Here is a 25,574-nt window from a genome sequence, read left to right on the forward strand (position 1 = left end):
CGGTTTTCCGATCGACGTCGATCACTGTCCGGACACTGCCGAGGAGAGCAGGGGATGTCCACCACAACGCGGGCGACAGAGCGAGCCGAACAGGCCGCGCCCGCCTTCGAGCTGCGCGGGATCACCAAGCGGTTCCCCGGGGTCGTCGCCAACCGCGACATCGACCTCACCGTCCGCGCCGGCACGGTGCACGCCATCGTGGGGGAGAACGGGGCCGGCAAGTCGACCCTGATGAAGACCCTCTACGGCATGCACAAGCCGGACGAGGGCACGATCAGGATCAACGGCGAGCAGGTCACGCTGAACTCGCCGTCCGACGCGATCGCGCGCGGCGTCGGCATGGTCCACCAGCACTTCATGCTGGCCGACAACCTGACGGTCCTGGAGAACGTCGTCCTCGGCGCCGAGAAGCTGTACGGCATCGGCGGCCGCGCCCGCAAGAAGATCGTCGAGCTGGCGCGGAAGTTCGGGATGCGGCTGGACCCCGACCGGCTGGTCGAGGACCTGGGCGTCGGCGACCGCCAGCGGGTGGAGATCCTGAAGGTCCTCTACCGCGGCGCGAGGATCATCATCCTGGACGAGCCGACCGCCGTGCTCGTGCCGCAGGAGGTCGAGGAGCTGTTCGGCAACCTGCGCGAGCTCAAGCGCGAGGGCCTGACGGTCCTGTTCATCTCGCACAAGCTGGACGAGGTGCTGTCGATCTCCGACACGATCACCGTGATCCGGCGCGGCACCACCGTGCAGGACGGCATCGACCCGGCCGCGGTCAACGCCCGCGAGCTGGCCCAGCTCATGGTCGGCAGCGAGCTGCCCGTGCCGGAGCTGCGCGAGTCCACCGTCACCGACCGCGCCGTCCTGGAGATCCGGAACCTGACGGTGCGCGACGCCACCGGTCGTCCGGTCGTCGACGACGTCACCCTCACCATCCGCGCCGGGGAGATCCTCGGCATCGCGGGCGTGGAGGGCAACGGCCAGGCCGAGCTCGTCGAGGCGATCATGGGGATGCGGGCCCCCGACTCCGGGACCGTCGCCCTGGACGGCGCCGACATCACCGGCTGGGAGACGCGCCGCCGCCGCGAGCGGGGCGTCGGCTTCATCCCCGAGGACCGGCACCGGCACGGCCTGCTGCTGGAGTCCTCGCTGTGGGAGAACCGCGTCCTCGGCCACCAGACCCGCAAGCCCAACGTCAAGGGCCCGTGGGTCGACCGCGCCGGGGCCCGCCGGGACACCGAGCGCATCGTCCGCGACTACGACGTGCGGACCCCGGGCATCGACGTGTCGGCCGCCGCGCTGTCGGGCGGCAACCAGCAGAAGCTGATCGTCGGCCGGGAGATGTCGGGCGAGCCGAAGTTCCTGATCGCCGCGCACCCGACCCGGGGCGTGGACGTCGGCGCGCAGGCCGCGATCTGGGACCACCTGCGCGACGCCCGCGCCGGGGGCCTGGCGGTGCTGCTGATCTCCGCCGACCTGGACGAGCTGATCGGCATGTCCGACACGCTGCGGGTGATCCTGCGCGGCCGGATCGTCGGCGAGGCCGATCCGGCGACCGTCACGCCCGAGGAACTGGGCTCGGCGATGACCGGCGCCCAGGGCGCGGACCGCGACCGGGAGGAGGGCCGGTGAACAGGCTGAAGACCTCACCGCTGGCACTGACGTTGCTGGCGGCCCTGACGGCCCTGGTCTTCTCGATCGTGATCACTTCGATCGTGCTGTCGATCAGCGGCTTCAACCCGCCCTCGACGTTCCAGGCGATGGTCGACTACGGCACCCAGCCCGACAGCCTGGTCAACATCATCAACAAGGGCACGATGTACTTCCTGGCGGCCATCGCGGTGGCGGTCGGGTTCCGGATGAACCTGTTCAACATCGGCGTGGACGGCCAGTACCGCATGGCGGCGATGCTGGCGGCGGCGCTGGGCGGCGCGTTCGCCCTGCCGCCGGGCCTGCACCAGATCGTCATCCTGCTGGCCGCGATGGCGGTCGGCGCGGCGTGGGCGGGCATCGTCGGCGTGCTGAAGGTGACCCGCGGCGTGAGCGAGGTCATCTCCTCGATCATGCTGAACTTCATCGCCACCGGCATCATCGCCTACCTGATCCAGACCGACCGGCTGGGCTACCAGCCCGAGGGCAGCGACAGCATCGGCACCCACCCGATCGCCGAGTCCGGCTGGATCCCCGGCATCCCGTTCCCGGGGGCCCGGGAGGGCGCGGAGGTGTACGGCCTGATCGTGCTGGCGGTGATCGTCGGCATCGCGTTCCACGTCGTGATCAACCGCACCCGGTTCGGCTTCGACCTGCGCGCCACCGGCCTGTCGGCCAGCGCGGCGGTCGCCAGCGGCGTCAACGCCAAGCGGATGGTCGTCACCACCATGCTGATCTCCGGCGCGACCGCCGGCCTGATCGGCATGCCGGAGCTGCTGGGCACCGCGCACAGCTACAGCCTCCAGTTCCCGACCGGCCTCGGCTTCCTCGGCATCGGCATCGCGCTGCTGGGCCGCAACAACCCGATCGGCATCACGTTCGCGGCGCTGCTGTGGGCGTTCCTGGACGAGTCGTCCCAGATCCTCGACTTCAACGACATCCCCAAGGAGATCGTGGCGATCACGCAGGCGGCGGTGCTGCTGTCGGTCGTGGTGGTCTACGAGATCGTGCACCGCCTCGGCCTGCGCTGGCAGCAGCAGGCGGTGGCGGCCGAACTGGCGGCGGGTGCGACCAAGAAGGCGGAGGTGGCCTCATGACCGCGGTGACCGAAGCGCAGCCCGCCGGGGCCCCGGCCAAGGCGGGTCCCGGACGGCGGCGCGGCCTGCGGCTGCTGGCCGTGCTCGGCGGCGTGTTCCTCATGCTGGTGCTGCTGCGGGTGCTGACCGGCGAGGACGCGATCACCTCCGGCGGCACCTTCGGGGCCGCGCTGGCGCTGGGCGTGCCGATCGGCATGGCGGCGCTGGGCGGCCTGTGGTCCGAGCGCGCCGGCGTCGTCAACATCGGCCTCGAAGGCATGATGATCTTCGGGACGTGGGGCGGCGCCTACGGCGCGTTCACCACCGGCAACCCCTGGGTGGGCCTGGTCACCGGCGTGCTGATGGGCGCGCTGGGCGGCCTGCTGCACGCCCTGGCGACCGTGACGTTCGGCGTGGACCACATCGTGTCGGGCGTGGCGCTGAACATCCTCGCGCCGGGCGTCGCGCGCTACCTGTCCACGATCTTCTTCGAGGGCAAGGGCGTCAGCGCCAACCAGTCGCCGCGCCTGCCGGAGTTCCCGGTGCTGGGGATCCCCGGCGTCAAGGAGCCGCTCCAGGACCTGGAGGGCAGGCACTGGTTCCTGGTGTCGGACCTGGCCGGGCTGGTGCGCGGCTTCACCACCGACCTGTCGGCGCTGACCCTGCTGGCGGTCGCGCTGCTGGTGGGCACCTACTTCGTGCTGTGGCGCACGGCGTTCGGCCTGCGCATCCGGTCGGTCGGCGAGAACCCGTACGCCGCCGAGTCGCTGGGCGTCAAGGTCATGTCCATGAAGTACGTCGCGGTGCTGGTCTCCGGCGCGCTGGCGGGCTTCGGCGGCGTGTTCCTGGCGATGGTGGCCTCCTCGCAGTACCAGGAGGGCCAGACCGGCGGGCGCGGCTACATCGGCCTCGCCGCGATGATCTTCGGTAACTGGCGGCCGGGCGGCCTGGCCGCCGGGACGGGCCTGTTCGGCTACACCGACGCGCTCCAGCAGCGCGGCGCGGGCGGCGCGATCCACGCGCTGCTGCTGGTGCTGGCGATCGGCCTGTTCGCCTACGCCGCCTGGCTGCTGTGGCAGGGCCGCCGCCCGACCACCCCGGCCGAGGCCGCCGCCGGCCCGCGCCGGCGCCTGTACCAGGTGCTCGCGTCGGTGATCGTCGGCGTGCTGCTGCTGGTGTGGTACCTCGGCACCGACGAGATCCCCAAGGAGCTGGTGACCTACAGCCCGCACATCACCACGCTGCTGGTGCTGTCGCTGGCGTCCCAGCGGCTCCGCATGCCCGCCGCCGACGGCGTTCGCTACCGCCGGGGTGAGGGGCACTGATCGGCGTGTCCGATCATTAGTGCATGAGTGACATCGACTGGCCCGCGCTGCGCGAAGCGGCGCGGGCCGCCATGCTTCGGGCCTACGCGCCCTACTCGGACTTCCCGGTGGGCGCGGCGGCGCTGGTGGACGACGGCCGCGTGGTGACCGGCTGCAACGTGGAGAACGCCTCCTACGGCCTCGGCCTGTGCGCCGAGTGCAGCATCGTCACCGCGCTGTACGGACCCGACCGCGTGCCGGACGGGCCCCGCCCGAAGCTGGTGGCCATCGCGGTCGTGGACCGCCACGGCGCCCCGCTGATGCCCTGCGGCCGCTGCCGCCAGCTGCTGTGGGAGCACGGCGGCCCGGACCTGCTGCTGGAGACCGCCGGCGGCGTCCGCCCGATGTCGGAGGTGCTGCCGGACGCGTTCGGCCCCGACGACCTGATCAACCGGGCCTGAGCCCGGTCACCCCGCAACGAGAGGAAGCGCGCACGTGGACGCCATTGACGTCATCCGCGCCAAGCGCGACGGGCACGCCCTGACGCCCGAGCAGATCGACTGGACCATCGCCGCCTACACGCGCGGCGACATCGCCGAGGAGCAGATGTCGTCGCTGGCGATGGCGGTCCTGCTGAACGGCATGACCCGCGACGAGGTCGCCCGCTGGACCGAGGCGATGATCGCCTCCGGGGAGCGGATGGACTGGTCGTCGCTGGACCGCCCGACCGCCGACAAGCACTCCACCGGCGGCGTCGGCGACAAGATCACCCTGCCGCTGGCCCCGCTGGTGGCGGCGTGCGGGGCGGCCGTTCCGCAGCTGTCGGGCCGGGGCCTCGGCCACACCGGCGGCACCCTGGACAAGCTGGAGTCGATCCCGGGCTGGCGGGCGTCGCTGTCCAACGCGGAGATGCTCGACGTCATCGCCTCGACCGGCGCGGTGATCTGCGCGGCGGGCACCGGCCTGGCCCCCGCCGACCGCAAGCTGTACGCGCTGCGCGACGTGACCGGCACCGTCGAGTCGATCCCGCTGATCGCCTCCTCGATCATGTCCAAGAAGATCGCCGAGGGGACCGGGGCGCTGGTCCTGGACGTGAAGGTGGGCTCGGGCGCGTTCATGAAGAACGTGGCCGACGCCCGCGAGCTGGCCGGGACGATGGTCGGCATCGGCACCGACCACGGCGTGCGGACCGTGGCGCTGCTGACCGCGATGGACCGCCCGCTGGGCCGGGCCGTCGGGAACGCGGTCGAGGTCGCCGAGTCCGTCGAGGTCCTGGCGGGCGGCGGCCCCGAGGACGTCGTCGAGCTGACGGTCCTGCTGGCCCGCGAGATGCTGGCCGCCGCCGGGGTGGACGGCCGGGACCCCGCCGACGCCCTGCGCGACGGCTCGGCCATGGACGTGTGGCGCCGCATGATCTCCGCGCAGGGCGGCGACCCGGACGCCCCGCTGCCGGTCGCCCGCGAGGCCCACGAGGTCCTCGCCCCGGCCTCGGGCGTGCTGACCCGGCTGGACGCCTACGGCGTGGGCGTGGCGGCGTGGCGGCTCGGCGCGGGCCGGGCCCGCAAGGAGGACCCGGTGTCGGCCGGCGCGGGCGTCATCTGCCACGCCCGGCCCGGCGACACGGTCCGCGAGGGCCAGCCGCTCCTCACCCTGTACGCCGACGACGCGGCCCGCTTCGACCGCGCGCTGGCGGCCCTGGAGGGCGCCTACGAGATCCGCGAGGGCGGCGAGCCGGACCTGCTGCCGCTGCTGATCGACCGCATCGCCTGAGATCCCGGGGCCCGCTTCCCGATCCGCGGAAACGGAAGCGGCCCCGGCACCGTCTGATCACTCGACCCCCGAGCCGATCAGCACGACGGAGCCCCATGACCTCCCACCCGGAACCGCCGCGCGCGTCCCGCGGGCGCGCCGACGCCGGGGACGAGCGGGCCGAACGCCTCCTGCGCACCGGGGCACTGGCCGCCGCGCCCCCCGAGGTCTGGGACGGCGCCGCCGGATCCCTCGTCCGCGCCGCCCGCCGCGACGCGGCGCTGCGGGACCTGCTGGTCGCCGCCGAGCCGCGGCCGGACGCCGCCGGTGACCCGGAGGCGGCCGAGCGGGTCCGGGTGACCTGGCTGGCGGCGCTCGCGGACGCCGGGGCCGGGGCGGGGCTGACCGCCGGGTGGTTCGCCTCCGCCGGTCGCCGCTGCCCCGCCCCGATCCTGTTCCGGCTCGTCGGGCAGGCCGGGGACGCGCTGCCGGCCGCGCCCGCCACCGTCGCGCCGGACGCCGACCCGCTGCTGCCGTCGGCCATGACCGTGATCCCCGACCCGGGCGCGTCCCCCGCGCGGCCCGCCTGGCACGGGGACGACGCCGCCCTGGCCGGGATCACCGGGGAGCTGCTCGCCGACCCCGGCGAACGCGCCCTGGTCACCCGGCAACTGGACCTGTACGTGGCGGAGCTCGATCTCAGCATCGCGTATGACCCCTCCCGCCGGCTGCGCCGCGTCTGGGACCACGCCCCCACCCGCGCCCTGCTGCGCGAACTCGTCGCGGACTGGACGGACCGGGCGGAGTCCGGCTCCCTTCCCGACATGGCGTGGGGCCTGTTCCGGCTCGCGAAGGCCGCCGACCACGGCTACTTCGACCTGGACCCCGGCGCGCGGCGGCCCGCCCCCGACCCGGCGGGGGCGCTGCGGAGGACCCTGCGCGGCGGCGTCCTCGCCGAACTGGGCCTCCCGCCGGGCGACCCGCGCGGCATGGGCGCGGGAACCCGCGTGGTCCAGCACGGCGATCACCTGACCTGGCAGCGCGGCGGCCAGGCCCAGGTGTTCACGCGGGACCGGCGGCCGCACCGGCTCCACGTGCCGGGAGGCCGCCGCAACGAACGCGCGCTCTGGCACGACGGGACCCGGCTCCTCCTGACCGAGCGGCGCGGCGACGGCTGGCGCACCTACCGCGTGGACGGCGAGTACGGCGACGACCTGCTGCTGACGCTGGACCCCGCCACGGCGGGCCGCCTGCCGGACTTCCCGAACGAGGCCGAGGTGACGTTCCCCGGCGCGGACGGCCCGACCCGGATCGCCTACGCGCGGGGCTGGATCACGTTCACCGCGCCGGACGGCGCCGTGACCGCCCGGCTCTCCTTCCCGCCGCCCCACGACGGCGGCGCCGCGCCGACGAGCGTCTACCCGCCCGGCTGGTGGGCCCGGATGGGGTTCACGGACGTCCGCGGCTCCCGCGCCCTCCGCCGCACCACCCGCGAGCAGGCCGAACGCCTCTTCGACGCCGCCCTGACCGGCCGGTCGGCCGTGGCCGGGGCCCTGGACCGCCTCATGCCGGAGGTGACCGGGCGGGCGCTGCGCGGCGGCGTCGGCGCCGTCGCCCTCGACGCCGCCCGCCGCCTGCCCGACGTCGCGCGGCTGTCGGCGCGGCTCGGCACGCCGCTTCCCCCGGGAACCCCGCCCGACCTGCGGTTCCGCCCGGAGCTGCCGCCCGGCCGCCACACCGCGCGGGCCGTGGCGCTGCGCCGGCTGTCGGAGATCCTGCGCCGGGCGGCCGACGAGCCGGGAACCGAACGGGGCCGCCCGCTGGGGAGGGCGGACGTGCCCGGCCCGGCGGCGCCGTTCCCGCCGGTGGTCGACCGGACGTTCGGGTCCGTGGCCGACCGGGCGTTCGAGGCCGCCCGCGCCTGGACGCCCGCCCACGTACGCAAGGCCCTGCTGGACGAGATGGCGGCGGTGGTGAGCGCGCCGGTCGGCGCCGGTGACGGGCGCTGGCGCGCGGTGGTCCTGCGCGGGACCGGCGCGACGGAAGAGCGCCCGAACGCGGTGGGCGACCTGTGGCGCACCCCTTCCGGCGCGGCACTGGCCCTGGAGCACCGCGACCCCCCGCACGGGGAGGTGCGCCTGCTGGAGTACTCCCCGGACGGCCGCTTCACCCCCTTCGAGCCGCCCGGCTGGGAACAGGTCCGTGCCGACCCGGCGTGGCGTTCGGGCGGCGCGGAGTGGGTGGTGGAGTTCCGGCGGCTGCTGGCCGAGCGCGGCCCGATCGCGTTCCCGCCGTCCCTCGCCCATGACCTGGCCGAACGCACCGGGCTGTGGCCCCTGGCGGCCGCCGAGGTCTGCTTCGGCCACCTCCGGCACTACGAGACGTTCCCGGAGCCGATCGACGTCTTCCCCGAGGAGATCCGCGTGTTCTACACCGCCCCGGACGACGAGGGGTCCCGGGGCGGCCTCCCGGCCGACACCGAACGCGCCCTGCGCCGGGCCCTCATGCCCGACGACCCCGCCGACCTGTGGGACCGGGGCCCGGACGTGGCCCGCGCCGCCGCCCGCTACCGAGAACTGACGGAGAACGCATGACCCCCCACCCGGAACTGGCCGCGCTGGCGGCGACCGCCGCCGCCGACCCCCGCAAGGCCAGGAGCGCGGTGAACCGGCTGGCCAGGCCGCTGCCCGCCGCCGACCTGCCGCCCTTCTACGAGGAGGCGTGCCGCGTCTTCCACGCGGCGGGGGAGGACGAGCTGGCGACGGCGTTCTTCACCCAGGCCCGCAAGGTCGAGAAGAAGCATCCCGCGCTGGTCGACCTGGACCGCCTGCACGCGGTGTTCCTGGAGTTCGCGCCGCTCGGGGTGGTCGCGCCGACGGTCTACCGCGACCTGGTGAAGCTCATGGCCCCCGAGCTCCCGCCCCGCGTGTCCTACGAGCGTTTCAACGAGATCCTGGACGCCGCGTTCGCCGCCGGCCGCGTTCCCTACGCGCGGATCTTCCCGGACGCGCGCACCCTCGCCAGGGCCGCCAAGATCAAGAAGGTGGACGCCGAGGACTCCCTCGCCGAACGCCTGCTGCGCACCGGGGCCCTCGTCCGCGCCTCGCACGCCGTCTGGGACGCCGCCGGGGAGCCCCTCGTCCGTGTCGCCGGCCGCGACGACGGCCTCGTCGACCTGCTGGTCGCCGCCGAGCCGCGGCCCGACGACCCGGAGACGGCCGAGCGGATCCGCGAGATGTGGCTGTGGACGCTGGCCGCCGTCGGCGCCGGCGCCCGCCTGCCCGCCGAGTGGTTCTTCACCCACGTCCGGCGCTGCCCGTCGTCGCTGGCGCTCCAGCTCACCGGCCAGGCCGGGACGCTGCCGCGCCCCGAGCCCTCCCCCGACCCGGCCCTCGACCCGCTGGTGACCTGGCCGCTGCCCGAGATCCTGCGGCCCGGCACGATCAGGACGCTGCCGCGCTGGTGGAGCGACGACGAGACCCTGGCCCGGATCGGCGAGCGGCTGTCCGACCCTCGGCACCGGGACCAGATCGCCGCGGAGCTGGAGCGCGCCGTCACCGACCTCGGCCACTACTCCAACGTCGACTACCGCGCCACCCTGCGCCGCATCCACGGCGACACCGACCTGCGCGCCCTGCTCCTCGAACTGGTCGAACGCTGGACCGCCGAGGTCGCGTCGGGTTCGCTGCCCGACCTGGCGCACGGCCTGTCCCGCCTCGCCCCGCTCGCCGCCCACGGCTACTACGGCCTGGAGCCGGACGCCCCCCGCCCCGCCCCCGCCTCCCCCGTGGAGGTCCTGCGGGCGGCCCTGAGCGGCGGGATCCCCGCCGAACTCCACTACCCGTACGTGCCGCCGCACATCCTGCGCTGGAAACCCCGGATGATCCAGAACGGCGACCACCTGACCGGGAGCATCGGCGACTCGTTCGCGACGGTCTACACCCCCGAGGGGATCCTGGCGGACGCGCGGACCGTCGGCACGCGCGGCGACCAGGCGCTCTGGTACGACGGCGACGAGGGGTTCTTCCTCACCGAGCGCGTGGGGGACGGCTGGCGGACGTTCCGGGTGGTCGGCCACGAGGCCCGGACCTGCCTGGTGACGCTGGACCCGGCGACCGTGGACCGCCGCCCCGACTGCCCGCCGGAGGCGGAGGTGACGCTCCCCGGCGCGGACGGCCCGACCCGGATCGCCTACGCGCGCGGCCGGATCACCTTCACCGCGCCCGACGGGACGGTGACGGCGCGCGTGTTCCACCCGCCGTTCGAGGCGGCCTCGTCGCACGAACGCGACGGCGAGCAGCCCCTGATGTTCCCGCCCGGCTGGTACGCCCGGATGACCCCGGTGGACGTGTACGGGTCCCAGGCCCTCCGCCGGACCACCCGCGACCAGGCCGAACGCCTCCTGGACGCCGCCCTGGCGGGACCGGCCGCCGTGGCGGAGGCGCTGGACGAGATCATGCCCGACGTCGTCGAACGGCCGCTCCGCGACGGGATCGCCGCCACCGCCCGCACCGCCGCGACCTGCCTGTACGCCGCCCTGCGCCTGACGGCCGCCCTCGGCCTGCCACGGCCGGACGGCGTTCCCGCGTGGCTGCGCACCCATCCCCGGCTGCCGGTCGGCGGGCAGACCGCGAAGCTCGGGGCGCTGCGCCGCGTCGCGGAGATCCTCCAGGAGGCCGCGAGCCGCTCGGACGCGGCCCAGGTCCACCCGCTGGGCCGGGTGGAGGTGCCCCGGTTCGCGGGCGGCCTGTGGATCGCGTTCGGCACGCTCGGCGGCCAGGCGATCGAGGCGGCCCGCGCCTGGACACCCCGCTACACCCGCGAGCGACTGCTGGACGAGCTCGCCGCCTGGGGCAACACCCCGCTCGGCGACGGCGACGGCCGGTGGCGCGTCCACTACCTGACCTCGCTCACCGGCGACCGCCAGGACGCCAAGGGCGAGCTGTGGCGCACCCCCTCCGGCGCGGCGCTGATCCTCGGCTACCAGGGCCACCCCCACCGGGAGTGCTACGTCCTGGAGCACTCGCCCACCGGCGACTTCGCGCCCCTGAACCTGCCCGGCTGGCGGCAGCGGCGCCTCCCCGACATCCAGGGCTGGGGCGGAACGGAACGGATCGCGGCGTTCCGAGAGCTGCTGAACGACCGCGGCCCCCTCACGTTCCCCGCGTCCCTGGCCCGCGACCTGGCCGACCGAGCCGGATTCACCGTGGTGGACGCCGCCGAGATCCTCTTCAAGTACCCCTACTTCGTGGGCACCCCACGGGAGGTCGTCGACGCCTACCCCGCCGAGATCCACGCCCTGTTCGAGGGACCGGACGGCACGAAGCTGAAGGCGAAGGTCCCCTACCCGGTCCAGGACGCCGTCCGCGACGCCCTCATGCCCGACGACCCCGCCGACCTGTGGAAGTCCGGCCCGGACCTCGCCCGCGCCGCCGCCCGTTACCGGGAACTGGAGGGCCTCTGAACTTTCCCCGGCAATGGGGGAACATGGCAGGTTGTGACAGGGAAGGGCGGCTGGTTCCTCCGGTAAATTCTAAAGATGGACGAACGCCCGACTCTCGAAGACATCCGGCGCGCACCCAAGGTGCTGCTGCACGACCACCTTGACGGAGGGCTGCGGCCCGCGACCATCGTCGAGCTCGCCCGCGAGAGCGGGTACGACGGCCTGCCCACCACCGATCCCGACAGCCTGGGCACCTGGTTCGCGGAGATGTCCAACTCGGGCTCCCTGGAACGCTACCTGGAGACGTTCTCCCACACCGTCGGGGTCATGCAGACCCGCGAGGCCCTGGCCCGGGTCGCCTACGAGGCCGCCGAGGACCTGGCCAGGGACGGCGTCGTGTACGCGGAGGTGCGGTACGCGCCCGAGCTGCACACCCGGGAGGGGCTGACCCTGGAGCAGGTCGTCGAGGCCGTGCTGGAGGGGTTCGAGAAGGGCGGGCGCGACCACGGCGTCAAGGTCGGCACGCTCGTCACCGCGATGCGGCACCAGGCGCGCTCCATGGAGATCGCCGAGCTGGCGGTGCGGTACCGGGACGCGGGCGTGGTCGGGTTCGACATCGCCGGCGCCGAGGCCGGGTACCCGCCCACCCGCCACCTGGACGCGTTCGAGTACCTCCAGCGGGAGAACGCCCACTTCACCATCCACGCCGGGGAGGCGTTCGGGCTGCCCTCGATCTGGCAGGCCATCCAGTGGTGCGGCGCGGACCGCCTCGGCCACGGCGTGCGGATCATCGACGACATCGCGGTCGCCGACGGGCAGAAGCCGAAGCTGGGGCGGCTGGCCGCGTACGTGCGCGACAAGCGCATCCCGCTGGAGATGTGCCCGACCTCCAACATCCAGACCGGGGCGGCCAAGTCGATCGCCGAGCACCCGATCGGGCTGCTGCGCAGCCTGAACTTCCGCGTCACCGTCAACACCGACAACCGGCTGATGAGCGGCACCTCCCTGTCGGAGGAGTTCCACAAGCTGGTGGAGGCGTTCGGGTACGGCTGGGACGACCTGCGCTGGTTCACCGTCAACGCCATGAAGTCCTCCTTCCTGGACTTCTCCGAGCGGCTGGAGCTGATCAACGGCGTGATCAAGCCGGGCTTCGAGCAGCTCAAGTGGCGCGGATCCCGCCCGGTGGCCTGACCACGGCGGGGAACACGGCAAGATCTGGGGTCATGACCCCGCAGTTGCAGATCCGCTCCACCGCCGGCCGCGTCGTCGCCTGGGCGTGGCTGGCGTTCGCCGCGCTGAACCTGCTGGACCTGGCGTTCGGGTTCACCGGCCGGACCAGCTACGACCTGATGACCGGGACGCTGGCCGCGGCGCTGCTGCTGAGCTGCGGCGTGGCCTACACGGTGGGGCTGCGGCCCGCGATCGTCGCCGACGAGGCGGGGGTCACGGTCCGCAACCCGCTGCGCGACCTGCGCGCCCCGTGGGGGGCGGTGCGGGGGATCGAGGGCCGCGAGGCCGTCGTGGTCCGGTACGTCGCCGCCGACGGGGCGCAGCGGAGGACGCGGGCGTGGGTGCTCCAGACGTCGCCGCGCGCCCGTGCCCGCGCCGAGGCGCGCGCCCGCAAGGAGAACCCGAAGGTCCCGGCCGAGGCGCTGCGGGGCCGCACGCCCGCGGGCTTCGCGGCGGAACGGCTCAACGAGGTCGCCGACCGCCACCGCCCCAGGAACCGCTCCGGGAACCCGGCGGCCAGGGCCGAGGGGGAGCGGGAGACCGGCGCGGGCGTGCTGGCCTGGAACCTGCCCGCCGTGCTGGCGCTGGCCGTGCCCGGCGTGCTGTTCGCCGCCGCGGTGGTCGCCGGGCTGCTCTGAGCCCGCGCCGGGAACGGGGACGCCGCCCGCTCCCCGGGGGGAACGGGCGGCGCCGCACGTCAGGCCGGTCGCGCGTCAGGCCAGGCCCAGCGCCCGGCCCACGTCCTTGCGGAGGGCCTCCAGGGCGGCCTGGGCGGCCTTGCGGACGTTCGCCACGTCCTCGCCCTCACCCACCGGCAGAACGACCTCCAGATAGCACTTCAGCTTCGGCTCGGTGCCCGAGGGGCGGATCACGACCCGCGCCGAGCCCTCGTCGCCCGCCAGGCGGAACCGCAGGCCGTCGGTGGGCGGCAGCCCGTCCACGCCCTCGGCCAGGTCGTCGAGGGACGCCACCGCGCGCCCGCCCAGTTCGGCCGGCGGCGCCGACCGCAGCCGCGCCATCGCGTCGGAGATCAGCCGCAGGTCCTGGACCCGGACCGACAGCTGCGCGGTGGCGTGCAGGCCGTGGCGGCGCGCCTGCTCGTCCAGCAGGTCGGCCAGCGTCCGGCCGTCCCGCCTGGCCTCGGCGGCCAGCGCGGCGGCCACCAGCGCGGCCCCGATCCCGTCCTTGTCGTGGACGGGCAGCCCGGCGTCCCCGCCGACGCTGTAGCCGAGGGCCTCCTCGTAGCCGAAGACCATCCGGTCCCCGGCCGCCCCCGCCTTCATGATCCACTTGAAGCCGGTCAGCGACTCGGCGAACCGCACCCCGTGCGCCGCCGCGACCGACCGCAGCAGCGACGACGACACGATCGTGGTCACCGCCAGCCGGTCGTCCCCGGTCGTGTGCCGCAGCACGTGCTCGGCCAGCAGCGCGCCGACCTCGTCGCCGGTCAGCGGGCGCCAGCCGTCGGCCGTGGGGACCGCGAGGGCGCACCGGTCGGCGTCCGGGTCGTTGGCGATCACCAGATCGGCCCCGGTGCCGGCGGCCAGCGCCAGCACCAGGTCCATCGCGCCCGGCTCCTCGGGGTTGGGGAACGCGACCGTCGGGAAGTCCGGGTCGGGCTCGGCCTGCTCGCCGACCACGGCGGGCGCGGGGAACCCGGCCCGGTCCAGGGCCCGCAGCAGCACGTCCCGCCCCACCCCGTGCATCGGCGTGTAGGCGATCCGCACGTCCCGCGCGTCGCCCAGCGGCAGGTCCCCCAGCGCCGCCAGGTACGCCTGCACGGCGTCCTCGCCCAGCACGGTCCAGTCGTCGCCGAGCGGCAGCTCGTCCACCCGCCCGACCGCGTCGATCGCGGCCGAGATCTCGGCGTCCACCGGCGGGACGATCTGCGCGCCGTCGTTCCAGTAGACCTTGTAGCCGTTGTCGCGCGGCGGGTTGTGGCTGGCGGTCACCACCACGCCCGCGGCCGCGCCCAGCTCGCGCACCAGGAACGCCGTCACCGGCGTCGGCAGCGGCCGGGGCAGCAGCCAGGCCCGCAGCCCCGCCCCGGTCAGCACGGCGGCGGTGTCGCGGGCGAACAGCTCGGACTTGTGCCGCGCGTCGTAGCCGATCACCACGCCGCCGTCCGGCGCGTCCCGCCGCACCCGGGCGGCGAGCCCGGCGGCGGCGCGCATCACGGTCACGCGGTTCATCCGGTTGGGGCCCGCGCCCAGCTCACCGCGGAGCCCGGCGGTCCCGAACTCCAGCCGGGCCCCGAACCGGGACGCCAGCGCGGCGTCGTCCCCGGCGCTCAGGATCGCCTTCAGCTCGGCCCGCGTGTCGGGATCGGGGTCCTGGGACAGCCACTCCGCCGCGGCGTCGCGCAAGTCGCTCATCGCGCGCCCCTACAGCTTCGACAGCACGGTGCCCAGCAGCGTGCCCATCCGGGACGCCGCGGCCTTGCCCGCCGCCAGGACCTCGGCGTGGTCGAGCAGCTCGCCGGTCAGCCCCGCCCCGATGTTGGTGACCAGGGAGATGCCCAGCACCTCCGCGCCGCCCTCGCGGGCCGCGACGGTCTCCAGCACCGTCGACATGCCGATCATGTCGGCGCCCATGGTGCGCAGCATGCGGATCTCGGCCGGGGTCTCGTACGTCGGGCCGCGGAACGCCGCGTACACGCCCTCGCCCAGCGTCGGGTCGGCCTCCTTGGCCAGCGCCCGCAGCCGCTCCGAGTACGCCTCGGTCAGGTCCAGGAAGTTCGCGCCGGTCAGCGGGTTCGCGCCGGTCAGGTTCAGGTGGTCGGAGATCAGCACCGGGTCGCCGACCTTCTGGTGCTCGGGGCGCAGCCCGCCGGCCGCGTTGGTCAGCACCACGGTGCCGACGCCCGCCGCCAGCGCGGTCCGCACGCCGTGCACCACCGGCTCCACGCCCCGGCCCTCGTACAGGTGGGTGCGGCCCAGGAACACCAGGGCGCGGCGGCCGCCGACCTCGACCACGCGGATCTTCCCGGCGTGCCCGGCGACCGCGGGCGGCGCGAAGCCCGGCAGATCGGTCACCGTGATCTCGGTGACCGTCCCGCCCAGGGCGTCGGCGGCCGGGACCCAGCCCGAGCCCATCACCAGGGCGACGTCGAAGGAGTCGGAACCGGCCCGGGCGCGCAGCTCCTTGGCGGCGTCCTCGGCCAGTGCAAAAGCGTCGTTGCTCACGGCACCGACACTACCTGGGGGTTCAGTCGCCCAGAGACGCGCAGGGCCGGGTGCGGAGATCCTTGACGTAGTCGTCCGGCGCGCCCGCCGCCTCGGCCGCGTCGGCGAGGATCCCCAGGTAGCGGGCCGACGGCAGCCCGCCCTCGTAGTCGTCCAGGACGTACAGCCAGCAGAGCTGGTCCCCGTCCAGGGTCTGCACCCGCACCCGGATCTTGCGGTAGACGCCGAGGGCCGCGCCCTCCCAGGCGTCCAGCTCCTTCTCGTCCCAGGCCGGGACGTCGTAGAGCACCACGAAGACCTGCTCGTACCGGTCCTCGACGACGGTCGCGAGCGCGCCCTCCCAGTGCCGGTCCTGGCCGCCGAACGTCAGTCGCCAGCCGGCCAGCCAGCCGGTTCCGCGCATGGGGGAGTGCGGAGCCCGCAGCGCCATCTGTTCGGGGTCCATGTTGGAGGCGTACGCCGCGTACAGTGCCACGCCGCCCAAGAGTACGGCACCCGGCGGGCCCCGACGGGACACCGCGTCCAGGTCACTCCCGTCCATGAGAAACAATGGACACGTGACGCGCATTGTGATCATCGGAGGAGGCCCCGGCGGCTACGAGGCCGCCCTCGTGGCGGCGCAGCTCGGCGCCGACGTGACCGTGGTGGAACGCGACGGTCCCGGTGGCGCGTGCGTGCTCACCGACTGCGTGCCCTCCAAGACCCTCATCGCGACCTCCACCCGCATGGCCGTCATGAGCGAGTCGGCGGCGCTGGGCCTGCGGTTCAGCGGCGGCCCCGACGGCATCGTCGGCGGCCTGGAGGCGGACCTGGCCACCGTCAACAAGCGGGTGCGGGAGCTGGCCCGCGCCCAGTCGTTCGACGTGGCCGAACGCCTCGCCTACGAGGAAGTCAAGATCGTCCGGGGTGAGGCGCGGTTGGTGGAGCCGCACGTCGTCGCGGTCGGCGACCGGCACATCCGCGCCGACATCATCCTGCTGGCGACCGGCGCGACGCCCCGCGTCCTGCGCGGCGCCGAGCCCGACGGCGAGCGCATCCTCGACTGGCGCCAGCTCTACGACCTGACCGAGCTGCCCGAGGAGCTGGTCGTCGTCGGGTCCGGTGTGACCGGCGCCGAGCTGGCCGGGGCGTACCTGTCGCTCGGCTCGAAGGTGACGCTGGTCTCCTCGCGCGACCGGATCCTGCCCACCGAGGACGCCGACGCCGCCGCCGTGCTCCAGGAGGTGTTCATGCGGCGCGGCATGAAGGTCATGTCCCGCTCCCGCGCCTCCGCCGTGGAGAACACCGGCGACGGCGTGGTGGTGTCGCTGGAGGACGGCCGCAAGGTCGAGGGCTCGCACTGCCTGATGACCGTCGGCATGGTGCCCAACACCCGCGGCATCGGCCTGGAGAAGGCCGGGGTCAAGCTGTCGTCGTGGGGCACGGTCGTCGTCGACAAGGTGTCGCGCACCTCGGTCCCGCACATCTACGCCGCGGGCGACTGCACCGGCGTGCTGAACCTGGCGTCGGTCGCCGCCATGCAGGGCCGCATCGCCATGTGGCACGCGCTCGGCGAGGCCGTCCAGCCGCTCAAGCTCGGCTGGGTGTCCTCCAACATCTTCACCGACCCCGAGGTCGCCTCGGTCGGCGTCAGCCAGAAGATGATCGACTCCGGCGAGGTCAACGCCCGCACGGTCATGCTGCCGCTGTTCACGAACCCGCGCGCCAAGATGCAGGGCTTCGAGGACGGCTTCGTGAAGCTGTTCTGCCGCCCCTCCACCGGCATCGTGCTGGGCGGCGTGATCGTCGCGCCGCGCGCCAGCGAGCTGATCCTGGGCGTGTCGATGGCGGTCCAGCAGCACCTGACGGTGGACCAGGTGGCCCACACGTTCGCGGTGTACCCGTCGATGACCGGTTCGATCACCGAGGCGGCCCGCCGCCTGATGACCGAGCACGCCTACTGACGGAAGAGGGTGAGGTCCTTCCGCCGGCGGAAGGACCTCACCCTCGTGTGTTCCTGCGCGGGTCAGAACCCGCCGAAGTCGCCGCCGCCGCCGAAGTCGGAGCCGCCGAAGTCCCAGCCGCCGCCGACGTCGCCGCCACCGCCGTAGTCCCCGCCGAAGCCGCCGCCGTAGTGCATGGGCGTCATCATCGAGCCGATCATGGTGCCGATCATCAGGCCGCTGAGCAGGTCCATCCCGCCGTAGGAGGCGTAGTAGCCGCCCGCGTAGGGCGCGTAGGCGGGCCCGGCGTCCCAGTAGGGGCGCCGCCCGTCGCCGTAGGGGACCATCCGCACGTCGGGGCTCAGCCCGCTCATGACCCGCTCCGCGTCGGCCTCGCAGGCCGGGACCGACCGCGCCACGCCGCCCGGCGGGGCCCACACCACGTCCTTCACCGAGGGGCCGTGCTGCGGGTTGAAGAAGCAGGGGGCGCGGCGCTCGGGCACCGGCTCCCCGGCCAGCCGCGCCCGCGTCGCGGCCATGCGGTAGCGGCCGTCCTCCAGCGCCTCGGTGACGGCCCGCATGTCCTCGGGCCGGGCGGCCCGGTCGGTCGCCCGCTTGGCGGCGTCGTAGGAGTTCATGGCCTTCTCGTAGTCGTCGCGGACCTCGGGGGCCAGCCCCTTGTCCAGGACGTTGAGGTCCAGGCGCGCGATGTCCTCGCCGAGCAGCGTGACGTCCTCCTCGACGCCCTTCTTGAGCTCGGCCATCTCGCGGGCCTCGCGCTCCCGGGTGCGCCGCCGGACCACCAGGTACACGCCGAGCGTCCCGGCGACGATCAGGATCAGCACGCCGAGCGTCACGAACATCCCGACCATGCCGCCGCGCGACCGGTCGTCGGCCTGCCTCTCGGCCCGGTCGACGAACCCGACGAGCTGGTCGGCCGCCGACGCCCCGGCCGTGCCCTGGCCGGTGAGCCGGTCGATCTCCGAGCCGTTCAGCGTCCGGGACACCGCGGAGATCCGCTGCCCGTCGGCCGAGACGGCCACGTAGGTGTCGGCGTTGCGGGTGCGCTTGGCGACGTCGGCGAGCATCGCCCGGGTGCGGCTCTCCCCGATGCCGTTGTTGATCACGACGGCGCGGACGTCGGCGTCCCGCGCCGAGGCGAGGGCCTGCCGCATCCGGGTCTGGTCGGCCGCGGAGACCGACGAGCGCACGTCGGCCGTGACGTACAGCCGGGACTGGCGCAGCGCGTTGGCGATGGTGGTGGAGTTGTCGTCCGCCCCGGCGGGGGCGGCCAGCCCGAGCGACAGCACGGCGACGACGGCCAGCAGCACCGCCACCACCGCGGCGCGGACCGTCCGTGAGAAGCGGAGTTGGGTGGTCATGGTGACATGCGCCTCCTCACCGGGTAAGACGATCGAGGGCTGGCGTCCGTTCCGTGCCGTGTCATCCGGAACCGGAATGATCATCCGGGCGTCGTACCCCCCGTGACCGACATCCCCGTCTCTTCCGCTTCTACCCCTTCTGGGCCTTCTTCTCCCGAGAAGTAGCGCGCGCTGGTCGCGTCCTGGAGGGCCGCGGCCGAGGACCGGGCGGCCGGCCACGCCGAACTGATCGGGCGGTGCGTCGCCGGCCCGCGCGCCGACCCGGCGGCCCCGTCCGCCCCGGCCCGGCCGCTCGGGATCATGATCATCGCGTCCGCGCTGGAGGGGAAGGGCCTGCCCGCCGACGCCGCCGCGCCGTTGACGGCCGCGCTCGGCGAGGTCAGCGACCTGCCGTCCGCCCGCCCCTGCGACCACGCCGCGCATCCCCGGCTGGGCCACTTCGAGGACTACCTCCCCACCGCCGCCTGGCTGGGGACGCCGCTGGGCCGCCGCGCCCACCGGTGGCGGCGGCACGAGGAGGGAGGCGAACCCCTGGAGTCCTGGCTCTGCCCGTCCTTCCTGCGCGCGAAGGCCGACGAGGCCCCGGCCGCCCTGCGCTCCTGAACGCCGAACGCCCCGGGCCCGCCACGGGTCCGGGGCGTTCGGCGGAGGGCTCAGGCGTCCTTGATCTCGCAGATGGCCGCGCCGCTGGAGACGGTCTGGCCGACCTCGGCCGACAGGCCGGTGATCGTGCCCGCCTTGTGCGCGGTCAGCGGCTGCTCCATCTTCATGGCCTCCAGGACCACGACGGTGTCGCCCGCCGCGACCGTCGCGCCGTCCGCCGCCACGATCTTGACGATGGTGCCCTGCATGGGGGAGACCAGCGAGTCGCCCGACGTCTGGGCGGCGCCGCCCTTCTTGCCGCCGCGCCGTCTGGCCGGGGCCTGCTTCCCGGCGGTCGCGGCGGCGCCCGCCGACGCGCCCAGCCCGGCCGGCAGGGTGACCTCGATGCGCCTGCCGCCGACCTCGACGGTCACGGCCTCGCGCTCGTCGGCCGGGGCCTCGTCCTCGACGGGGGCCTGGTAGGGCGGGATCCGGTTGTCGAACTCGGTCTCGATCCACCGGGTGTGCACGGTGAACGGCTCGTCGTCGTCCGCGGGCACGAACGCCGGGTCGTCCAGCACCACGCGGTGGAACGGCAGCACCGTCGGCATGCCCTCCACCACGAACTCGTCCAGCGCCCGCCGGGCCCGCTCGACGGCCTGCCGCCGCGTCGCGCCGGTGACGATCAGCTTGGCGACCAGCGAGTCGAACGCCTGCGGAACGGTCTGCCCCTCCACGTACCCCGCGTCCAGCCGCACGCCCGGCCCGGACGGCGGCTGCCACCGGGTCAGCGTGCCGACGGCGGGGAGGAAGTTGCGGCCGGGGTCCTCGGCGTTGAAGCGGAACTCGATCGAGTGGCCGCGCAGCGCCGGGTCGCCGTAGCCCAGCTCCTCGCCGTCGGCGATCCGGAACATCTCCCGCACCAGGTCGACGCCCGCGACCTCCTCGGTGACCGGGTGCTCGACCTGGAGCCGGGTGTTGACCTCCAGGAACGAGATCGTGCCGTCCTGGCCGACCAGGAACTCGCAGGTGCCCGCGCCGACGTACCCGGCCTCCCGCAGGATGGCCTTGGAGGAGGAGTACAGCAGCCCGACCTGCTCGTCGGTCAGGTACGGGGCCGGGGCCTCCTCCACCAGCTTCTGGTGGCGGCGCTGGAGCGAGCAGTCGCGCGTGGAGACCACCACGACGTTGCCGTGCTTGTCGGCCAGGCACTGGGTCTCCACGTGCCGGGGCTTGTCCAGGTACCGCTCGACGAAGCACTCCCCGCGCCCGAACGCGCCGACGGCCTCGCGCACCGCCGACTCGTACAGCTCGGGCACCTCCTCCAGGGTGCGGGCCACCTTCAGGCCGCGCCCGCCGCCGCCGAACGCCGCCTTGATCGCGATCGGCAGGCCGTGCTCGCGCGCGAACTCCACGACCTCCTCGGCGCCCGACACCGGGTCCTTGGTGCCCGCCACCAGGGGCGCGCCGACCTTCTGCGCGATGTGCCGGGCCTGCACCTTGTCGCCCAGCGCGATGATCGCGGACGGGGGCGGGCCGATCCAGGTCAGCCCGGCGTTCTCCACGGCGGCGGCGAAGTCGGCGTTCTCGGCCAGGAACCCGTAGCCGGGGTGGACGGCGTCCGCGCCCGACTCGGTGGCGATCTTCAGGATCTTGTCGATGTCCAGGTAGCTGTCGGCCGCCGTCGAACCGCCCAGCGCGTACGCCTCGTCGGCGACCCGCACGTGCAGGGCGTCCAGGTCCGGCTCGGCGTACACCGCGACACTGGCCAACCCGGCGTCACGACAGGCGCGGGCAATGCGGACCGCGATCTCACCGCGGTTGGCGATCAGGACCTTGCGCACGTGGGTCTCCTCCCTCAACCTCGGACCGCAGTCTAGATAACCGGAGGGGACCCGAGACGTAAGCCCCTCCTTATAGAGGGATACTCCGCACGTCAGGGGGTTGCGGGAACGTCGAACGCCCCGCGCGGGGACTCGCGCGGGGCGTCGGCGCCACCGGTGTCAGCGGCCGTAGCGGCGGTTGAACTTCTCCACCGCCCCGGTCGTGTCCATCACCCGCGAGCGGCCCGTGTAGAACGGGTGGCTGGCCGAGGAGACGTCCACGTCCACGACGGGGTAGGTGTTGCCGTCGCTCCACTCGATGGTCTTGTCGCTGGTGGCCGTCGAGCGGGTGAGGAACGCGAAGTCCGCGCCCGGGTCGCGGAACACGACGGGACGGTACTCGGGGTGGATGTTCTTCTTCATCATGACCTCCCGGTGTCCGTGTGACCACGGACGTCGTCGTTGCGGACACCCTCGTCAACCGGATGAAAACAGTTTTCATTCCCATTCTAGGGTGTCCGCCAGGTGACTGTTCCGCGGTGAACGCCCGGTGTATGTTCGCCACTGATCAACGCGAGAGCGGGAGCATCATTGCGGCATCTGCGGACCCCCCTCGGCATGGCGTTCGTCCTGGTCGCCTGCGTCGCGCTGCCCACGGCGGCGAGCCCGGTCACCCGGTCCCCGGTGGGCCCCGACACCACCGTCCAGCTCACGGCGGCGGCCCGCGCGCTGGTGGAGACCCGGTCCAGGGCGCTGGTCGCCCCGCGCCGCCCCGCCGAGCAGCGCCCGCCCGTCGAGGTGCTGGGCGTGCGGATCTCCCCGGACCTGGTCCGCAGGCAGGAGCGCGCCGTCCGCGAGCTGGAGACCCGCAACCGCGCCCCGGTGGCGGGCGGGCCGGCGTTCACCGAGGCCCGCACCCGCCTGGCCGCGCGGCGGACCGTGCGCGTCGGCGACCTGATCACGCTGGAGGCGGTCGAGCACACCGAGGTCCGCTACGACACCGGCGCGGTCACCCAGTCGGTGCGGCGCGGGTTCGACTTCCGGGAGCGCGGCGAGGAGCTGGTGCTGGTGCGCGAGCGCGTGCTGGACCCGGCGGCCCGCCCGATCAACGACCCCGACGAGTCGCCGGCGCGCTGACCGCCCGGCGGCCGAATTGACGCAGAGTAATAAACGTGGTCAGGGAGATGCGGAGAGTGACGATGATTGTCGCGCCCCCACTCGATGGCCATATCCGGCCAGTCCGTAGCGCCGGTAATGCGCCCGAACGCACATCACGATCCGGCACACCTTCTGGATTCTTGTGATCGGTGGGGCGTAGGCTGATGCACCAATACGGAGTGCGGCAAGACCTCGACCGTTCCACGCGACGAAAGGGTCGACCCTATGAGCGGTGACAAGCGCGGCGCCAACATCGCGGCGCTGGAGGACCTGTCCCGGATGTTCAGCAAGCACTCGCGTAACCTCGACGCCCTCATCAAGGACCTCAACGGCCGCACCGTCTCCAGTAGCGAGATCTGGTGGGGCCCCGGGGCCGAGCGCTTCCGCGCCGCCTGGGCCGAGGCCAAGACCGCGTTCGACAAGATGGCGATCGCCCTGGAGCAGGGCAGCCAGGACATCAAGCGTTCCCAGCAGAACATCGAGGCCGCCACGCGCTGATCACGCCGCCTCCCATGGACCGCGGGTCCCGGCCCATCCCCCCGAGGCCGGGGCCCGCTCTCGTTCCGTCCCGTCGCCGCGCCGAATCGCGCCTTTCCGCGCCGACGGAATGATCACGGAAAGGCGCGCCGCCTTACCGAGAGTAAATGCGCAGGTTATGGCGGAACGAGCCATTCAATCGCGGTCCGGGCGCGTTCAGCGGGCGGCGACGGAGTGGCAGGCGCCCCGGCCCTCGGCGCGTCCGGTGATCCGGTTCGACCGCACCTGGAGCGCCGTCTCCGTCAGATCGCTGACGGCGGTCACCCCGGCGGCCCGCGCGACCTCGCCGGACGGGTCGTGGACCAGCCGCAGCCGCGGCCACGCCTTCGACGGGAACGCCTGGCGCAGGCACCGGCACAGGTCCGCCACCACCAGCCGCGCCAGCGGGCCCAGCTCGGCGGGCCGGCCGCTGACCAGCACGGCCGTCACCGGCGCGCCCCCGGCCCGCACCGCCTCCTCGACCGCCTCCAGCCGGTGCAGGCCCAGGACCAGCACCACGCCGTCCTCCCCCAGGGGGGCCGGGGCGTCGGTCACGGCGTCGAGGGCGGGCGGCGGCCGCCACGGATCGTCGGCGGGCCGGGCCGGGGGAGCGAAGTCCAGGTGCGCCGGGGGCCAGCCGCCGGCCAGGTCCAGGCCGGCGAGCTGCGCGCAGGCGCCGACCACGTCGAACGGCTCCACGAAACCGGGCGCGGCCGACGTGAGCTGCTCGGCCCCGTGCAGGGTCGTCAGCACCGTCTCCGCGAGGGGCACCAGCCGCCCGGCGTAGGGCCGCAGCCGCTCCAGCGCGAGCCCGAGCAGCAGCGCGCTCACCTTCATGAGCTGCGCGTACGCCTGCCGTGACGGCTCCTGCGCGAGGATCTCGGGAACCAGGTCGGCGCCCAGCCGGTGCTGGTCGCCGACCGTCAGCGGCAGCCCGGCCAGCCGCGCCCGCGCGAACGCCGCCAGGGCCTCGCGCACGTCCGTGCCCGCCGGGACCGGCTCGGTGGGCCGCTCGGCGAGGTCGGCGAGGACCGAGAAGTAGAGGGCGCGCTTGCCGGGGAAGTTGGAGTAGACCGCGCCGCGCGTGAGCCCCGCCCGTTCGGCGATGTCGTCGATCTTCGTGGCGCGGAACCCGCGTTCGGTGAACTCCTCCAGCGCGGCGGCCAGCACGAGCCGCCGGTTGTGCTCCTGCTGCTCCGCCCTGCTCCGCCTGACCAACCCGTCCCCCTCGCGCCGCCCTCCGCGGAGGACACCGTCACCATCCAGATGACGAGATCATATGACGGAGTCATCCGAGTGCGGACCGCAGCACGGCCATCCATCGCGACATCGATGCCGGTGGTGGACGGCCACCGTCCCGGTTCCGCCGCCGTGGCGTGGCGCGGCCCCCGTCAGGCGGACTTGGCGGTGCTGAGCGGCAGCAGCAGGAACACCTTCGTGTCCACGCGCTGCATGTCGCCGCCCCGGCCGACGACCAGTCCCGCCGCGAAGTCGATGAGCTGCATGGCCTCCGCGTTCGCCATCGCGGTGAGATCCATGATCACGGGAACGCCCTGGCGGAAGTAGTGGCCGACGTGGAGGGCCTCGTTGTAGTCCCTGGGGGCCAGTGTCTTGACCACCACCGTGTTCCGCCTCCCGCGGTGTTCAGTTCGTCGCGTCCTGCGTTTCCGATCATCCCAGGCGGAGGCGGCGCGCGCACCGCCGCCGGGGCCTCCTGGAACGGCCGTTGGGCCCGCTTTGCCAAGCGCGGGGACGTGGCGGCGCGCGGCGGGGCATCCCATGATGGGAGGCGCGGTCCGAAGGAGGCGGGATGCGCCGGATCGGCCAGGGCGTCGGCGGGGGCGTGCTCGCGGCGGTGGCGTGCGGGGCGCTGTCGTCGCCGCTGCTGATGTGGACGGCCGGGGTCGCGGCGGCCCCGGACCGGCGGTGGATGCCGCCGCCGCCCTCCCTCGGCCTGGTGCTGGCGGTCGCGGCCGGGTGCGCCGCCGGCTGCCTCGGGACCGGCGTCGCGCTGCTGGCGCGCGGCCCGCGGGCGCTGGGGGCCGGGGTGGTGGGCGGCTGGCTGGTGGCGGGCCTGGCGACGCAGGGATGGGCGGTGGGCCTCGCCCCCGACCTCTACGCGCCCGAACGCCGCTACGCCCCCTTCACCGACCGCCTCACGCCGCTGCCCCGGGAGGAGGCGGAACGCCGCGCCCGGAGCGAGCTGCACGAGGCGGCGCGGCTGGCCGGGGGAGGGCCCGGGGAGGTGCGCCGCGTGCCGCGCCCCGGCGGCTGCTGGGTCTACGCCGGCCGCGGGACCGGGCTGGCCGAGCCCGCCGGGACCGGCCGCGTGGAGTTCACGACGACGATCGGGACCGGTCGCGGCCAGGCCCTGGTGGACCGCGTGGCGGACCGCCTGTCCCGGGGCCGCCACGCGGTCGGCCGCAGGCACGAGGCCGCGTTCGAGAACGGCGACGGCGTCCGCACCGAACTGCTGCCCGGCGAGAACGACCGGGACCTGACCATCCGCGCCCGGACGCCCTGCCTCCGCCTCGGCGGCTGACGCCCGGCCCTGTCACCCGGC

General features: G+C 74.2%; 22 protein-coding genes. 14 read left to right on the top strand and 8 right to left on the bottom strand.

The genetic code is table 11. The annotated features are described in order from the left end of the window. Nucleotides 1–54: 54 nt before the first annotated feature. From HNR61_RS30530 to HNR61_RS30570, 9 genes are all read left to right on the top strand, one after another. Nucleotides 55–1,623 carry an ABC transporter ATP-binding protein gene (locus tag HNR61_RS30530; protein ID WP_182846609.1) on the top strand — a complete coding sequence of 523 codons (1,569 nt, stop codon included), beginning with the start codon at nt 55–57 and terminating at the stop codon, nt 1,621–1,623. Next, nucleotides 1,620–2,738: an ABC transporter permease gene (locus HNR61_RS30535; protein ID WP_182846610.1), complete on the top strand. Its 1,119-nt coding sequence runs from the start codon at nt 1,620–1,622 to the stop codon at nt 2,736–2,738. The genes HNR61_RS30530 and HNR61_RS30535 overlap by 4 nt, the downstream gene beginning before the upstream one ends. Continuing rightward, a complete protein-coding gene (locus HNR61_RS30540) occupies nt 2,735–4,042 on the top strand; it encodes an ABC transporter permease (RefSeq protein WP_182846611.1) in 1,308 nt (435 codons plus the stop codon). The genes HNR61_RS30535 and HNR61_RS30540 overlap by 4 nt, the downstream gene beginning before the upstream one ends. A gap of 23 nt (nt 4,043–4,065) precedes the next feature. Further along, nucleotides 4,066–4,482, top strand: a complete 417-nt coding sequence (locus HNR61_RS30545; protein ID WP_182846612.1) for a cytidine deaminase — start codon at nt 4,066–4,068, stop codon at nt 4,480–4,482. A gap of 34 nt (nt 4,483–4,516) precedes the next feature. Then, entirely contained in the window at nt 4,517–5,791 is a 1,275-nt protein-coding gene (locus HNR61_RS30550; RefSeq protein ID WP_182846613.1) for a thymidine phosphorylase, read from the top strand. 95 nt (nt 5,792–5,886) lie between these two features. Continuing rightward, complete coding sequence (locus HNR61_RS30555) at nt 5,887–8,364, top strand: hypothetical protein (protein WP_182846614.1); 2,478 nt, start codon at nt 5,887–5,889, stop codon at nt 8,362–8,364. Then, nucleotides 8,361–11,234 carry a hypothetical protein gene (locus HNR61_RS30560; protein WP_182846615.1) on the top strand — a complete coding sequence of 958 codons (2,874 nt, stop codon included), beginning with the start codon at nt 8,361–8,363 and terminating at the stop codon, nt 11,232–11,234. The genes HNR61_RS30555 and HNR61_RS30560 overlap by 4 nt, the downstream gene beginning before the upstream one ends. A 75-nt stretch (nt 11,235–11,309) precedes the next feature. Next, on the top strand, nt 11,310–12,404 hold the full coding sequence (locus HNR61_RS30565) for an adenosine deaminase (protein WP_182846616.1): 1,095 nt from the start codon (nt 11,310–11,312) through the stop codon (nt 12,402–12,404). A gap of 32 nt (nt 12,405–12,436) precedes the next feature. After that, nucleotides 12,437–13,081 carry a PH domain-containing protein gene (locus HNR61_RS30570; protein ID WP_182846617.1) on the top strand — a complete coding sequence of 215 codons (645 nt, stop codon included), beginning with the start codon at nt 12,437–12,439 and terminating at the stop codon, nt 13,079–13,081. Nucleotides 13,082–13,156: 75 nt separating this feature from the next. Here the strand turns inward: HNR61_RS30570 and HNR61_RS30575 are convergent, their stop codons facing one another. The 3 genes from HNR61_RS30575 to HNR61_RS30585 are packed head-to-tail and all read right to left on the bottom strand — an operon-like array spanning nt 13,157 to nt 16,103. Continuing rightward, the gene (locus HNR61_RS30575; RefSeq protein ID WP_182846618.1) at nt 13,157–14,818 is read right to left on the bottom strand and encodes a phospho-sugar mutase; all 1,662 of its coding nucleotides are present in this window, start codon (nt 14,816–14,818) and stop codon (nt 13,157–13,159) included. A 9-nt stretch (nt 14,819–14,827) separates the two neighbouring features. Continuing rightward, nucleotides 14,828–15,628 carry a purine-nucleoside phosphorylase gene (locus HNR61_RS30580; protein WP_182846619.1) on the bottom strand — a complete coding sequence of 267 codons (801 nt, stop codon included), beginning with the start codon at nt 15,626–15,628 and terminating at the stop codon, nt 14,828–14,830. 22 nt (nt 15,629–15,650) lie between these two features. Further along, complete coding sequence (locus tag HNR61_RS30585; RefSeq protein WP_182846620.1) at nt 15,651–16,103, bottom strand: gamma-glutamylcyclotransferase family protein; 453 nt, start codon at nt 16,101–16,103, stop codon at nt 15,651–15,653. A gap of 82 nt (nt 16,104–16,185) precedes the next feature. On the opposite strand from HNR61_RS30585, the gene HNR61_RS30590 reads away from it, so the two are divergent. After that, nucleotides 16,186–17,571: an NAD(P)H-quinone dehydrogenase gene (locus tag HNR61_RS30590; RefSeq protein ID WP_067826254.1), complete on the top strand. Its 1,386-nt coding sequence runs from the start codon at nt 16,186–16,188 to the stop codon at nt 17,569–17,571. A 62-nt stretch (nt 17,572–17,633) separates the two neighbouring features. Here the strand turns inward: HNR61_RS30590 and HNR61_RS30595 are convergent, their stop codons facing one another. Beyond that, nucleotides 17,634–18,932 carry a hypothetical protein gene (locus HNR61_RS30595; RefSeq protein ID WP_182846621.1) on the bottom strand — a complete coding sequence of 433 codons (1,299 nt, stop codon included), beginning with the start codon at nt 18,930–18,932 and terminating at the stop codon, nt 17,634–17,636. 300 nt (nt 18,933–19,232) lie between these two features. On the opposite strand from HNR61_RS30595, the gene HNR61_RS30600 reads away from it, so the two are divergent. Beyond that, on the top strand, nt 19,233–19,535 hold the full coding sequence (locus tag HNR61_RS30600; RefSeq protein WP_182846622.1) for a hypothetical protein: 303 nt from the start codon (nt 19,233–19,235) through the stop codon (nt 19,533–19,535). 50 nt (nt 19,536–19,585) lie between these two features. Here the strand turns inward: HNR61_RS30600 and HNR61_RS30605 are convergent, their stop codons facing one another. Further along, nucleotides 19,586–21,358: an acetyl/propionyl/methylcrotonyl-CoA carboxylase subunit alpha gene (locus HNR61_RS30605; protein WP_182846623.1), complete on the bottom strand. Its 1,773-nt coding sequence runs from the start codon at nt 21,356–21,358 to the stop codon at nt 19,586–19,588. A gap of 159 nt (nt 21,359–21,517) precedes the next feature. After that, nucleotides 21,518–21,760, bottom strand: a complete 243-nt coding sequence (locus tag HNR61_RS30610) for a type B 50S ribosomal protein L31 (protein ID WP_067826263.1) — start codon at nt 21,758–21,760, stop codon at nt 21,518–21,520. 168 nt (nt 21,761–21,928) lie between these two features. On the opposite strand from HNR61_RS30610, the gene HNR61_RS30615 reads away from it, so the two are divergent. Both HNR61_RS30615 and HNR61_RS30620 read left to right on the top strand, forming a co-directional pair. Next, nucleotides 21,929–22,474: a hypothetical protein gene (locus tag HNR61_RS30615; protein ID WP_182846624.1), complete on the top strand. Its 546-nt coding sequence runs from the start codon at nt 21,929–21,931 to the stop codon at nt 22,472–22,474. A gap of 246 nt (nt 22,475–22,720) precedes the next feature. Continuing rightward, on the top strand, nt 22,721–22,993 hold the full coding sequence (locus HNR61_RS30620; RefSeq protein ID WP_067826267.1) for a WXG100 family type VII secretion target: 273 nt from the start codon (nt 22,721–22,723) through the stop codon (nt 22,991–22,993). A 195-nt stretch (nt 22,994–23,188) separates the two neighbouring features. Here HNR61_RS30620 and HNR61_RS30625 read toward each other — a convergent pair whose 3' ends face one another. Next, nucleotides 23,189–24,229 carry a TetR/AcrR family transcriptional regulator gene (locus tag HNR61_RS30625; protein WP_182846625.1) on the bottom strand — a complete coding sequence of 347 codons (1,041 nt, stop codon included), beginning with the start codon at nt 24,227–24,229 and terminating at the stop codon, nt 23,189–23,191. Nucleotides 24,230–24,402: 173 nt separating this feature from the next. Continuing rightward, complete coding sequence (locus HNR61_RS50135; protein ID WP_182846626.1) at nt 24,403–24,633, bottom strand: cell division protein SepF; 231 nt, start codon at nt 24,631–24,633, stop codon at nt 24,403–24,405. Nucleotides 24,634–24,821: 188 nt separating this feature from the next. Between HNR61_RS50135 and HNR61_RS30635 the strand changes: the two genes are divergently transcribed. After that, on the top strand, nt 24,822–25,553 hold the full coding sequence (locus HNR61_RS30635; protein ID WP_182846627.1) for a hypothetical protein: 732 nt from the start codon (nt 24,822–24,824) through the stop codon (nt 25,551–25,553). Nucleotides 25,554–25,574 lie beyond the last annotated feature (21 nt).

The organism is Actinomadura kijaniata, assembly GCF_014138665.1.
Lineage (GTDB): Bacteria > Actinomycetota > Actinomycetes > Streptosporangiales > Streptosporangiaceae > Spirillospora > Spirillospora kijaniata.

Bases quoted from the DNA above. Each gene is read 5' to 3' on its own strand.
- HNR61_RS30610 (WP_067826263.1), bottom strand. From the start codon at position 21,760: ATGAAGAAGAACATCCACCCCGAGTACCGTCCCGTCGTGTTCCGCGAC.
- HNR61_RS30635 (WP_182846627.1), top strand. From the start codon at position 24,822: ATGCGCCGGATCGGCCAGGGCGTCGGCGGGGGCGTGCTCGCGGCGGTG.
- HNR61_RS30560 (WP_182846615.1), top strand. From the start codon at position 8,361: ATGACCCCCCACCCGGAACTGGCCGCGCTGGCGGCGACCGCCGCCGCC.
- HNR61_RS30620 (WP_067826267.1), top strand. From the start codon at position 22,721: ATGAGCGGTGACAAGCGCGGCGCCAACATCGCGGCGCTGGAGGACCTG.
- HNR61_RS30570 (WP_182846617.1), top strand. From the start codon at position 12,437: ATGACCCCGCAGTTGCAGATCCGCTCCACCGCCGGCCGCGTCGTCGCC.
- HNR61_RS30595 (WP_182846621.1), bottom strand. From the start codon at position 18,932: ATGACCACCCAACTCCGCTTCTCACGGACGGTCCGCGCCGCGGTGGTG.
- HNR61_RS30545 (WP_182846612.1), top strand. From the start codon at position 4,066: ATGAGTGACATCGACTGGCCCGCGCTGCGCGAAGCGGCGCGGGCCGCC.
- HNR61_RS30600 (WP_182846622.1), top strand. From the start codon at position 19,233: ATGATCATCGCGTCCGCGCTGGAGGGGAAGGGCCTGCCCGCCGACGCC.
- HNR61_RS30540 (WP_182846611.1), top strand. From the start codon at position 2,735: ATGACCGCGGTGACCGAAGCGCAGCCCGCCGGGGCCCCGGCCAAGGCG.
- HNR61_RS30565 (WP_182846616.1), top strand. From the start codon at position 11,310: ATGGACGAACGCCCGACTCTCGAAGACATCCGGCGCGCACCCAAGGTG.
- HNR61_RS30555 (WP_182846614.1), top strand. From the start codon at position 5,887: ATGACCTCCCACCCGGAACCGCCGCGCGCGTCCCGCGGGCGCGCCGAC.
- HNR61_RS30575 (WP_182846618.1), bottom strand. From the start codon at position 14,818: ATGAGCGACTTGCGCGACGCCGCGGCGGAGTGGCTGTCCCAGGACCCC.
- HNR61_RS30530 (WP_182846609.1), top strand. From the start codon at position 55: ATGTCCACCACAACGCGGGCGACAGAGCGAGCCGAACAGGCCGCGCCC.